Raw genomic sequence first — 12,805 nt, 5'->3', positions numbered from 1 at the left:
TTTGCCTCGGACTTCCTTCAGATTCTAGGTCACCCTAGACACCCTTGTCGTTGGCTAACAGTTACAGTGACCTTCACTGCTCGGGACTTGAACCCTATAGCCCATGCACATGCCGGGCACACCAAAAGAAATCGAATGACTTCCAGTCGTTCCATAACGAAAAAAAGAGCCGGTAAAAAGGGCAAATCGCCTTTTAACCGGCTCCACTAACCTGAACTGAGCTGTCAGGACACGCTGACTCCCCATCGCCGCAAAATTTCTTTCAGCTGTGCCTCAGTCTCCTCTTTCGACCCTGAATTGTCAACAACCGCGTCCGCCTGCTTACGCTTTTCCTCCAAGGGCATTTGCGACGCGATTCGTTTACGCGCGTCGCTTTCCCCCGCCTGGTCACGCGCCATCAGCCGGGAAAGCTGCGTCTGTTGATCAACATAAACAAGCAGCACTTTATCAACTAAGTAAAATAGCTCACTTTCAAACAGAAGCGGAATGTCGTACACGATTGTCGTCTCCCCTTGAGCGAGATAATCGTCCTTCCATTCGGCCATCCGCTTCCTGACAGCCGGGTGAATGATCCCGTTCAGCACCTTCCGCTCGGCCTCATCCTGAAAAATAATCGCCCCGAGCTTTTTTCGCGCAAGTGTTCCATCCTTATTCAACACATCCGGGCCGAAATGATCGACAATCCGCGCCAGCGTTTCCGTTCCCGGCTCGACAACCTCGCGCGCCGCCTGATCGGCGTCAATGACCGGAATCGAATAAGAACGCAGCATCGCACTGACCGTTGATTTCCCGCTGGCAATTCCACCTGTTAAGCCAATAAACAACACGCATCCTCCTTACAAGCTGCACACCCCTAATGTAATCAACAATAGACCAGGCAAAAATGAAAATTTCTTCAACCATCGTGAATCAGAAAAGCGGTAGCCGCTTCTCATCCCAAGCGTAATAAACAACGCGCTCATACCGGCGACGCTGATCGCCATCCAGACAGGAGAAAAGCCGATCAGCGCAGCGCCAAGTCCTGCTCCAAAAGCATCGAGGGATAGCGCAATTCCGAGCAGTAACGCCTCAGGTCCGTTAATCGTCCCCGAATTGTCAAAATCGGCAATCATCGGTTTCCGTAAAATGCGTATCACGACACCGAGCACTTTAATTTCAAAGTTGAGAATGACTTCATCTTCTTTTGTTTTTTCAGTGTTTTTCGCTGGCCTATAGACTTGATAAAGGGCCCAGGCTCCTATCGTTATTAAAATGATTCCTCCAATAGACCCTGCCACCTCCGGCGAGAGGTAGGCTTCCATGATCGTACCAAAAAACATCGCAACCAAAATCGAAACAGCCGAACACGCCGCAATAAACAGCAAGGATCGCCAAGGAAGCTTCATTTTACGCAACCCGTAGGTTAATCCGACACCAAAGCTGTCAAGACTAACGGCAAGGGCAAGAGTCAATAAGGAAACTATTTCAATCATCGTGATAAGCCCCTTCCTTTTCAACGCTATGATAGTATATGGCAGGGGCCTATTCGATGTACGTTACTTTTTTTGACAGTTTGCGCAGAAATGCGTTCCTCGTCCGCCAACAACCGTTTTGCTAATGGCAGTCCCGCAGCGGACGCAAGCTTCATCTTTTCTTCCATATACTTGCAGCTGCTGTTGGAACATTCCCATCTCTCCTTGGCCGTTGACATAGGACTTGATCGAGCTTCCTCCCTGCTCGACGGCATCCTGCAATGTCGCAATAATCGCCTGATGAAGCCGGACAATCTCTTCCTCCGTTAAGGAAGCCGCCGTTCTTTCAGGATGAAGGCCAGCGCGAAACAACGCTTCATCGACGTAAATATTTCCAAGTCCGACCACTGTTTTTTGATCAAGCAAGAACACTTTTATTGACCTGTTTTTATGTCGGGTTGCTTCATATAAAAGCGCCGCTGTAAACCGATCCGACAACGGCTCAATTCCGAGCTGCGAAAGAGGCAGCGCTCCCTCCTCTTCACCCTTTTTAAAAATGTGCATCGTCCCAAACTTCCGCACATCCTGATAACGAAGCTCAGTCCCGTCGGTAAAGGTGAACAGGACATGAGTATGTGGCAGCACCTCATCGGTCGCCTGATAAAGCCCGTAGCGCCCTTCCATCCGCAAGTGAGAGACAAGTGTCAGTTCATCCAGCATAAACAGCAAAAACTTCCCTCTTCGCTTCATCGCACGAATCGTCTGGCCCACTAAGGCATCCTGAAACTGCTCAACCTCGCGTGGCTGCTTAATAATATTCGCCCATCTCACCTCGACGGCGTCAATCGTTTTGTTTAAAACGAGTGTTTCCAATGTTCTTCTGACTGTTTCAACCTCTGGTAGTTCCGGCATCCTTCTCTCTCCTTACTTCGCGTCATACCATGTATCGCCGAATGACACATCGGCTTTCAACGGAACCGCAAGCTCCATCGCCTGTTCCATCACATCCGGAACGAGCTTCATCACCTCGTCCAGCTCCGCTTCCGGCACTTCAAAAATCAATTCATCATGCACTTGCAGCAGCATGCGCGTCTTCAGCTTCTTATCATCGAGCGCGGCGGCCATATCAATCATCGCCTTTTTAATAATATCGGCAGCCGTTCCCTGAATCGGCGTATTCATCGCCGTCCGTTCGGCAAAGCTGCGTTTATTGAAATTACGGCTTGTCAAATCCGGCAAATAGCGGCGCCGCTGCAGAAGGGTCGACACATAGCCTTTCTCCCTTCCTTCTTCGATGATAGTGTCCATATATTCTTTTACCTTCGGGTAGCTTGCAAAATAGCGCTCAATAAAGGAGGCCGCTTCTTTTCTCGTAATACCGAGGCTTTGCGACAATCCGTAATCACTGATTCCATATACGATGCCGAAATTCACGGCTTTCGCGCTCCGTCGCATATTGGCCGTCACTTCCTCTTTTTCGACATGAAAGACATCCATCGCTGTTTTTGTGTGAATATCCATGTCCTTCCGGAACGCTTCGATCAACCGATCATCCTTGGAAATATGCGCTAAGACGCGCAGTTCAATTTGCGAATAATCGGCAGCGACGATCTTCCAGCCTTGTTCAGACGGCACGAAGGCTTTGCGGATTTTCCGTCCTTCCTCCAGACGGATCGGGATGTTTTGCAAATTCGGATCGGTTGAGCTTAACCGGCCCGTCTGCGTCAAAGCCTGGTTGAAGCGGGTATGGACTTTCCCTGTTTCCTTCCGCGTCACTTTAAGCAGTCCTTCAATATACGTCGAGCTTAATTTGCCAAGCTGTCTGTAATGTAAAATATGCTCAACAATCTCGTGCTGGGGCGCCAGCTTTTCCAATACATCAGCTGAAGTCGAATACCCGGTCTTTGTTTTCTTGATTGGCGGCAGCCCGAGCTTTTCAAACAAAATTTCCCCGAGCTGCTTCGGCGAATTAATATTGAAAGCAACACCGGCAAGCTGATGAATCGTCTGCTCAAGCTCCTGAAGTCTGCCTTCCAGATCTTCGCCCATCGCCTTCAATTGCTCCGTATCAACCTTCACACCGGTCGTTTCCATATGACCGAGGATAACGGAAAGCGGCATTTCGAGCTCGCGGTAAAGCTTCTCCTGCTCGTTCTTCTGCAGCTCTTCTTCCAGCAGCGGTTTGAGCTGATAAAGCGCGTGCGCTTTGCGGGCAAGGTGCAGACCAAGCTTGTCCTGCTCCGGCACTTTCAGCTTCGCTCCCTTCCCGTATACGAGTTCATCTTCCTGCACATCCTCGATCCCCTTCCGCCTCGCCACATCGGTTATTTCATGGGAGGAGAGCGACGGATCAAGCAAATAAGAAGCCATTTGCACGTCGAAATCAATTCCTTCAAGCAGCAAATCACGCCAGCCGAGCACGACAACCGTCCGCTTTGCGTCAAAGACCCACTTTTTCGCTGTTGCATCCTTCGCCCATTTGCGGAACAGCTCCGACTGTAAGGCTGCCTCTGTCGGCACGAAAAAATGACCTTCTTTGTTTGAGATGGCGATTCCTTCGATTTCAGCCTGATGATAATTTTCCTGCAATACTTCTACAATTAATGCCGCCGGACTCGTCAAATGTCTTTCTTCAATTTGACTAACGGTCTCATAGTCGAGCGCAGCAAGCTCTTTTTCCTCTTCCTGCGGGTCGTCGTAGTCAAATTTCGCCAGCAGCGATGAAAAATCAAGCTCCTTCAGCAGAGCGACAACCTGCTTCGAATCGTAATCGCCGAATCGCAGCTCTTCCAGTTCCTTCTCGTAAGGCACCTCCGTGTAAATCGTCGCCAGCTCTTTGCTCATCAAAGCCTGCTCTTTATGCTCTTCAAGCCGTTCCTTCATCTTCTTGCCTGAAATTTGATCGATCGAGGAAAGCACCTTTTCTACCGTACCAAACTCCTTTAACAGCTTAAGCGCCGTCTTTTCCCCAATCCCCGGCACTCCGGGAATATTGTCGGAGCTATCTCCCATCAGACCTTTCATGTCGATAATTTGTTCAGCTGTTATGCCGTATTTTTCGTCGAGCAATGCTTGATCGTAATAGTCAACTTGAGTAATTCCTTTTTTCGTCAAGGCAACCGTAATTCGTTCCGATACGAGCTGCAGCAAATCTTTATCACCTGAAAAAATCTTTACTTCCCAGTCTTTTCCTGCCGCCTGCTTCGCTAATGTTCCGATAATGTCATCCGCTTCGTAATTATCAGCTTCATAACGGGCGATGTTAAAGGCATCAAGCAGTTCTCTCACTAAAGGAAACTGTTCGGACAGCTCAGGCGGCGTCTTCTGCCGGCCACCCTTATATTCACTGTAGGTTTGATGACGGAATGTCGTTTTGCCCGCGTCAAAGGCGACGAGCATATGCGTCGGCTTCTCTTCTTCAATGATTTTCAACAGCATCGTTGTAAAACCGTAAACAGCATTTGTATAAACACCTTTGTCATTATTTAACAAAGGCAAAGCAAAAAAAGCGCGATACGCAATGCTGTTTCCATCTATTAATATGAGCTTCTTCAATCGAAAGGCTCCTCTCTGTTTCAATTTTCGCTGCTTCTATTGTAGCATAGGCGCGTAAAAATGAGAAAAAGAGGGCGTGTCAAAAGGATTTGCTTTCCTTTTAACACGCCCCTGAATTTTGAAAAACTCCAACCTTTCCCTTGGCAAGGACTCCGCCCTGGCGCCATGGAAAAACCATTCCTTGGCTCAAAGCTAGTTGTGGCTTCGTTCTGCGCAAAGTCGCTACCGAAGAAACCCCCTTCGGTAGCGACTTTTTAAAACCTCGCGCAGACTTCGCTCACTACTTCGAGTTTTTGCCAAAAGGGCAAAATCCAACCTTTCTTCCTTGGCTCAAAGCTAGTTGTGGCTTCGTTCTGCGCAAAGTCGCTACCGAAGAAACCCGCTTCGGTAGCGACTTTTAAACCCTCGCGCAGACTTCGCTCACTACTTCGAGTTTTTGCCAAAAGGGCAAAAACCACCCTTTTGGCAAAAACTCTTAATCAATATACCCCATCAGGATGCGGGCGTAGGGGGAGTCGGCCGGTAGTACGATGACGGTGTCGTCGCCGATTGTTGTTTCATAGGATTGGAGAGTGCGGTACAGCTGGTAAAATTCCGGGTCGCGGCCGAATGCGTCATTGTAAATGCGCGCGGCTTCTGCTTCCCCTTCCCCGATGATTTCATTGGCGTCTGCTGTCGCCGTCGCAATCATTTCTTTCACTTCCCGGTCGGTATTGGCTTGAATCCGGTTCGCTTCTGCTTCCCCTTGCGCCAAATACTCCTGAGCTGTCGAATGACGTTCCGATATCATCCGGCGGTAAACCGCTTCTTCATTCTCAGTAGGTAAATCTGTTCGTTTCATTCTGACATCCGTTAAAAGAATGCCGTAATTGTTTCGTTCAAGAGCTTCATTCACCCGGTTAAGCACGAGTTCATTAAAGTTTCCTCTAGTCGGCGTCATCTCTTCGTTGATAATTTCATCAAAATCGAGCTGCCCGAGCTCCGCCCGAATCGCGGAGAAAATCAATTCACCCATGATCGCTTCTGCCTGCTCCAAAGTGCGGGCATTGGCGATCATCATTTGCGGGTTGTCAATTTTCCAAATCGCATAATGATCGGCGAGCATCCGCTTTTTATCACGCGTGTTGATTTCAGCGGGAGGAATATCATACACCATCTGATATTTCGGTAATGTCGTCACCGATTGAATGAATGGCAGCTTATAGTTTAATCCCGGCTCGTCTTCGATCCGCACGACCTCCCCGAACTGTCTAACTACCTTATATTCGCCTTCTTCGACAATGAAGAGGTTGCTGATAATGATCGCCAAAATGGCAATTAACACAGCAGCAATTGCCGCAAGCTTAATATATTTACGCCATTCTCCGTTAGGACGGCGTTCATTTAAATCGACAATGTTTTCATCGCTCATTTAGTTCGTTCCTCCTTCTGCAGCAGCTTCCGCGCGCCGCTCAAGCGGTCGAATCGGTAAATAACTTACTGTATCCCCGTTGCTGTCCATAATATAAATTTCTGTAGACGGCAATACATTTTCCAGAGTCTCCAGCACAAGCCGCTGGCGTGTGACTTCAGGGTTGACTAAATACTCATCATAAAGCGCCTCAAATCGGGCGACATCCCCACGGGCCCGCTCAATTCGCTCGGTACGCGTTCCTTCTGCCCTGGACATAATCGCGTCCTTTTCCCCTTCGGCGACATTAATCTCTTGATTGCGGTACTTCGTCGCTTCATTAATCTTTGTTAAACGCTCTTCACGCGCGTCAGTCACTTCCGTAAAGGCGCGGCGCACTTCTTCAGTCGGAAGCTCAACGTCCTGAAGCTTCACATCCTGAATGCTCACGCCGATCTGGTACACTTCCAGCAATTCAACGAGATTTTCGAAAACCTTCGCTTCGATTTCTGGACGCTGATCGGTCAGCGCATCATCTATATTCGAGCTGCCGATAACCCCGCGTAATGAAGCAGAAGTTGCATTGTAGAGCACTTCCTGTGGATCCTCCGTACTGTATAGAAATTGCTCCGGATCGGTAATCCGCCATTGGACGGCCAAATCAGCAAATAAAATATTTTCATCGCCCGTAATCATTTTGGCCTCATTCGTAAATTCAATCAGTTCACCTTCATTTTCTTGATAACCTACTTGAAGGTTATATGTACCCCGGGATAAAATCTCCACTTTTTGAATCGGCCAAGGCATTTTAAATTTAAGACCGGGTTCTGTAATCGTTTCGTCCACCTTACCAAAGGTAATCAGGGCAGCTTGCTCTGACTCGTCGACAATATACCAGCCAGTAATTAAAAATAAAGCTAAAATGGCAATTCCAATTAACGAAACAAACCCTACCAACAGTTGCTTAATCGTCATCTTATCATCCTTCCATTCTTTCTACCTCTATTTACGAGTATGCAAAAATAAAGGTTTCATTCTTTTTGAAGATTCCTCACCCTTTTCTCACATTCTTATTCATTATAGTACAAAGAACTGAAGAATTGGGTAGAAAGAAATTGTAAATTGTCGGCAAGAACGAAAAAAAGGACGGAAGCTAAAGGGGGTGCTTCCGTCCTGCCTAAGGGGATGTAACAACTTCACAAAAAGGAGTCCTCTTTGTCAAGCATGATAAAACCGTTCAGTCTTTATTTTAGAAAACAAAGGTTAAGCAGGAATGAACATCATGTAAAAAGTTTGTAAAGCCTTAAACCGATTGTTCTTCTTCCTGTGTACGGGGAAACGTCAAGCTGAAGCATGTACCCTCTCCAGGCTTGCTTGTCACATGAATGCTGCCGTGATGGGCTTCCACGAGATGTTTGACTATTGCCAGCCCTAAGCCGGTCCCTCCGGAATTCCGGCTCCTTGCCCGGTCCACACGATAAAAGCGTTCAAAAATACGCGGAATTTCTTTTTCACTGATGCCGACACCTGTATCCTGCACAAGCAATTCAACCGCGCTTTCCTTTCCATGAAGGAAAAGATCAATTTGCCCACCATCCGGGGTGTAGGTGATCGCATTGTTGACCAGGTTAATGACAATTTGCTTCATCCGTTCCGGGTCACCTTCCATTTGGCTGTCCCCCTGTGTATGAAGCAAAAGTGAGATCCCCTTCTCCTCCGCCTTTTCCTTTAAAATGACAATAACATCCTCAATCACGCGCTCGACATTCGTCGGCTGCCAGTTCAATTCAAAATACTGCTGCTCAATCCGCGACAGCTCAAGAAGATCATGAATTAATCCTTGAAGACGTTCGCTTTCCTTATAAATGATATTTAAAAACTTCTCCCGTAATGGAGCGGTCTCCATTGCCCCATCAAGCAAGGTCTCACTAAATCCTTTAATCGACGTAACCGGCGTTTTTAATTCATGGGAGACATTGGCGACAAAATCCTTCCTGACCTGCTCAAGCTTTTTCAACTCGGTAATATCGTGGAGGACAAGAGCAATCCCGGTCAAACGGTCATTCCGGCTCATAATCGGCGCGGCATAAATATCGAAATGCCTGATTTCCTGCTGAACGACAAAATGGACTTGCTTTCTCTGTTTTTTCTCCGTAATAAAAATCGCCTGGACGATTTTATTCAGTTCTTTATGTTTAATGACATCATGATAAAGCTGATTGATCCATAAGTCGGTATTCTCCTGAAAAATATCACGGCAAGTCCGGTTCATTAACGTAATATCCCCGCGGACGTTGATCAGAATCAGTCCGCTTCCCATATTCTCAATTAATGTCTCTAGCCGCTCCTGCTGTGTTTGATAGCGGGTTGTCATTTGCTCCAAATTATGGGCAAGTACATTGATGGAACGGGTCAGCTGGCCGATCTCATCTTTTCTGCCTTCTGACGTCCGTGCTTTATAATTCCCTTCAGCCAGCTCATTGGCTACCGCGGTTGCACTTTCAATCGGAGAAATCATCTGGTTCGCGACGCGATAAGTGACCGCGACAATAATAATAAAAGCAACGGAAAAGCTGATCGCCAAAATGCCCCAAATCGTCTGATTCATCTCAGCCAGCGTTGTCGTCGGAAGCCCGAGCCGGACGAAGCCGATTTCTTCATTTTGATCATCGACAATCGGAACCGCGTAGTAGAGCAGTTCTTCTTTCACCGTTTCACTAAAACGAATACTTCTGCCTTCTTCCCCCGCCAGGATCGCCCGGATTTCAGGTCTTAAATCATGCCTGTCCATTAACGCCGGGTCCGTTTCCGACTCGCCGACGACCGAGCCATCAGCCAGAATAATCGTCACCCTAGCCTGCAGCTCCTCGGAAAAATCAATCGCCAGCTGCTGAATCTCCTCTGAAGCAAGATCCTCCTTCGCCAGCATATACGCCGTTAAATCAGCTTCTTTTTTCAGCCGTTCGGTCAGGCTGTTTAAATAAAAATCCTCGTAAAGCTGTCCAATAATAAAGCTTAGACTCGCCATGACGATTAATGTGATACTGACGACCGCAAGAACAAGCCTGAATCTAAGTCTTAGCATGGAGCTGTGGTTCCTCTAATTTATAACCAAGTCCGCGAATGGTCTTAATATAAATCGGTTTTTTTGTGTTTGGTTCTATTTTTTCACGCAAATGGCTAATATGAACGTCGACAATTCGCGTATCGCCGACAAATTCATAATCCCATACGGCATTTAACAACTGATCACGCGTAAGCACCCGGCCCTTATGGTTCGCCAAATAGAGCAATAGTTCAAATTCCTTCGGGGTCAGCTCGAGCACCTGGTTCTGGTAATGCACTTCGTAGTTATCCGGGTAAATTTCAACCTCTCCGCATGTCAGGACAGTAACAGCCTCTTTCGCAGTTTCTTCCTTTTGCGATAAAGACGACTGCTGCTCGACTCTTCGTAAAATAGCACGGACTCGGGCAACAACCTCACGCGGGCTAAACGGCTTTGTCATATAATCATCAGCACCGAGCTCAAGACCCAGTACTTTATCGAATTCATCATCCTTTGCCGTCAGCATTAAAATCGGCGTCAAAATCTTTTGCTGACGAAGCTGCTTGCATACCTCAATACCGTCTAGCTCTGGTAGCATGAGATCAAGAACGATCAAATCAAATGGCTCCGAACTGGCGAGCTTCAATGCTGTAGCCCCATCCATTGCCGTAGTGACATCATATCCTGACTGCTCCAGATTGAATTGCAATAATGTAACGATTGATTCTTCATCATCCACTACCAATATACGCTGTGACATCATTCCATCCTCCAAACGTAAACTTCCCCCAAAGTTTACGTTAATAGTTGTAACGGTTTTCCCTCTTCATCCTTTTTTAATAGTATATCAAAAAAGAGACTGCTTTTCCTTGTTAGAACAGCTTTTTTCTAAGAAAACGCTCTCTTCTCCCTCAGGAGACGGCGCGAAGCCAATCGGTTGCTGTGAATTTCAAAAAAAGAGAGGCTGCCTGAAAGCGAACGCTTCTAAGACAACCTCTCTTCATGTAATTGGAAGGTGCATCGTTTCTTTCTGCACGAGCCTTCAACCGTGATCCTTGTTTTCTACCTACTCTTTCGGCAATGCTTCCATAACGTTACGGATCGATTGAATCGATTTGGCGAGAGCCGCTTTTTCATCCTCAGTTAATTCAAGCTCAATCACCTTTTCAATTCCATCTCCACCGAGAATCGTTGGAACACCGGCATAAATGTCTTCGTAGCCATACTCGCCTTCAAGGTAAGCAATTGTCGGAATGACACGCTTTTTATCCTTAATGATCGCTTCCACCATTTGTGTAAGTGAAGCAGCAGGCGCGTAGTAGGCACTGCCGTTTCCGAGCAAGCCGACGATTTCACCGCCGCCTTTGCGTGTCCGCTCGACGATTGCATCAAGACGGTCCTGTGGAATCAGCTTCTCCAGTGGAATGCCACCGGCATAGGAATAGCGGATAAGCGGAACCATATCATCGCCATGCCCGCCAAGGACAAAGCCGCTAATATCTTCTACCGACAAGTTAAGCTCCTGGGCGACAAATGTCCGGAAACGGGCTGTATCAAGCACTCCGGATTGGCCGATAACCCGGTTTTTCGGGAAGCCGGACTCTTTGTAAACCGTATATGTCATCGCATCAGCCGGATTCGTTAAGACGATGATATAACAATTCGGCGAGTACTTCACAACTTCTCTCGTTACGGCCTTCATAATTCCCGCATTTGTATTGACCAGATCATCGCGGCTCATTCCCGGCTTACGAGCAATCCCCGCCGTAATAACAACGACATCTGAGTCCTTTGTATCTTCATAATTTGAAGTTCCGACAATCGCTGAATCGATTCCTTGAACAGGAGTCGATTCAAGCATATCCAATGCCTTTCCTTTTGTCGGGCCTTCCATTTGTGGAATATCTAATAACACGACGTCTCCAAGCTCTTTTTGGGCAACCATCAGAGCTGTTGTAGCTCCAGTAAATCCACCGCCAATGACTGAAATCTTGCGACGCTTTATTGCCATCTGCATCCACTCCAATTTTTATTTAATAATCTAACCTCTTATCCGTTTCCTGATTAAAGGTTCTTAATTAATTCATCTGCAAAACCAGAGCATGATACTTCTGTTGCGCCATCCATCAGACGGGCGAAGTCATATGTGACGACCTTGCTGGCAATCGTTTTATCCATTGACGCCATAATCAGATCAGCCGCTTCTGTCCAGCCAAGGTGACGAAGCATTAACTCACCGGAAAGAAGAACGGATGAAGGGTTTACTTTATCAAGTCCGGCATATTTCGGTGCTGTACCGTGAGTCGCTTCAAAAATAGCGTGTCCTGTTGCATAGTTGATGTTCGCACCAGGTGCAATACCGATTCCGCCAACTTGTGCCGCAAGCGCATCAGAAATGTAGTCACCATTCAAGTTCATCGTAGCGACAACATCGAACTCTTTTGGACGAGTAAGAATTTGCTGTAAGAAAATGTCGGCGATTGAATCCTTGACGATGATCTTTCCAGCTGCTTCGGCATCTGCCTGTGCTTTATTTGCCGCGTCTTTTCCTTCTGCTTCGGCAATCTTGTCGTATTGAGCCCATGTGAATACTTTATCGCCAAACTCGCGCTCAGCCACTTCATATCCCCAGTTTTTGAAGGCTCCTTCAGTAAACTTCATGATGTTCCCTTTATGCACAAGCGTCACGCTCTTGCGGCCTTCATCAATCGCATACTGAATCGCTGCACGAACCAGTCGGTCTGTTCCTTGCTCAGAAACTGGCTTAATTCCGATACCAGACGTTTCAGGGAAGCGGATTTTCGTTACACCCATTTCGTTTTGAAGGAAATCGATAAGCTTCTTCACTTCGTCTGAGCCTTCTTTGTACTCAATACCTGCGTAAATATCTTCAGAGTTTTCACGGAAAATGACCATGTCTGTATCTTCAGGACGTTTTACCGGTGAAGGAACACCTTTGAAATAACGAACCGGACGAAGACATACATAAAGGTCAAGCTCCTGACGAAGGGCAACGTTTAATGAGCGGATTCCGCCGCCGATTGGAGTCGTTAATGGCCCTTTAATCGCGATAATATACTTGCGAACTGCATCAAGTGTTTCTTCAGGTAACCATTCACCCGTTTGATTAAATGCCTTTTCACCGGCAAGAATTTCTTTCCATTCGATTTTCTTTTCGCCATTGTATGCTTTCTCAACTGCCGCATCCAATACTCTGGAAGCTGCCGCCCAAATGTCAGGACCAGTTCCATCTCCCTCGATGAACGGGACAATCGGGTTATTTGGTACTTCAAGAACACCATTATTCACTTTGATTACTTCTGCCATATTTAATGACCTCCTTCATATATTGTAAAACAGCAA

General features: G+C 47.1%; 10 protein-coding genes. All 10 read right to left on the bottom strand.

The genetic code is table 11. From position 1 onward, the window contains the following. Nucleotides 1-224: 224 nt before the first annotated feature. The 10 genes from coaE to icd all read right to left on the bottom strand — a co-directional run bounded on the left by coaE (nt 225) and on the right by icd (nt 12,769). Complete coding sequence (gene coaE / locus M3202_RS13290) at nt 225-824, bottom strand: dephospho-CoA kinase (protein ID WP_285890470.1); 600 nt, start codon at nt 822-824, stop codon at nt 225-227. Between the two features lie 12 nt (nt 825-836). Continuing rightward, nucleotides 837-1,472 (bottom strand): sporulation membrane protein YtaF, encoded by a 636-nt coding sequence (ytaF, locus tag M3202_RS13285; RefSeq protein WP_251223821.1) that lies wholly within the window; start codon nt 1,470-1,472, stop codon nt 837-839. Between the two features lie 63 nt (nt 1,473-1,535). Next, nucleotides 1,536-2,363 (bottom strand): DNA-formamidopyrimidine glycosylase, encoded by an 828-nt coding sequence (gene mutM, locus M3202_RS13280; protein WP_251223820.1) that lies wholly within the window; start codon nt 2,361-2,363, stop codon nt 1,536-1,538. A 12-nt stretch (nt 2,364-2,375) separates the two neighbouring features. Further along, nucleotides 2,376-5,006, bottom strand: coding sequence for a DNA polymerase I (gene polA, locus M3202_RS13275; RefSeq protein ID WP_251223819.1), 2,631 nt, complete (start codon nt 5,004-5,006; stop codon nt 2,376-2,378). Nucleotides 5,007-5,481: 475 nt separating this feature from the next. Next, on the bottom strand, nt 5,482-6,417 hold the full coding sequence (hflC, locus tag M3202_RS13270) for a protease modulator HflC (RefSeq protein ID WP_251223818.1): 936 nt from the start codon (nt 6,415-6,417) through the stop codon (nt 5,482-5,484). Next, nucleotides 6,418-7,371, bottom strand: a complete 954-nt coding sequence (gene hflK / locus M3202_RS13265) for an FtsH protease activity modulator HflK (RefSeq protein ID WP_251223817.1) — start codon at nt 7,369-7,371, stop codon at nt 6,418-6,420. 328 nt (nt 7,372-7,699) lie between these two features. After that, complete coding sequence (gene pnpS, locus M3202_RS13260) at nt 7,700-9,481, bottom strand: two-component system histidine kinase PnpS (RefSeq protein WP_251223816.1); 1,782 nt, start codon at nt 9,479-9,481, stop codon at nt 7,700-7,702. Continuing rightward, on the bottom strand, nt 9,468-10,202 hold the full coding sequence (locus M3202_RS13255; protein WP_251223815.1) for a response regulator transcription factor: 735 nt from the start codon (nt 10,200-10,202) through the stop codon (nt 9,468-9,470). Before M3202_RS13255 ends, pnpS begins: the two co-directional genes overlap by 14 nt. A 306-nt stretch (nt 10,203-10,508) precedes the next feature. Beyond that, nucleotides 10,509-11,453, bottom strand: coding sequence for a malate dehydrogenase (mdh, locus tag M3202_RS13250; RefSeq protein ID WP_251223814.1), 945 nt, complete (start codon nt 11,451-11,453; stop codon nt 10,509-10,511). 53 nt (nt 11,454-11,506) lie between these two features. Further along, nucleotides 11,507-12,769 carry an NADP-dependent isocitrate dehydrogenase gene (gene icd, locus M3202_RS13245; RefSeq protein ID WP_251223813.1) on the bottom strand — a complete coding sequence of 421 codons (1,263 nt, stop codon included), beginning with the start codon at nt 12,767-12,769 and terminating at the stop codon, nt 11,507-11,509. Between the last annotated feature and the right edge of the window lie 36 nt (nt 12,770-12,805).

This window comes from Halalkalibacter oceani, assembly GCF_023715605.1.
In the GTDB taxonomy this organism is placed as follows: domain Bacteria; phylum Bacillota; class Bacilli; order Bacillales; family Bacillaceae_D; genus Halalkalibacter; species Halalkalibacter oceani.
The sequence above is the reverse complement of the archived record's forward strand: the minus strand, read 5'-3'. Positions and strand labels throughout refer to the sequence as shown.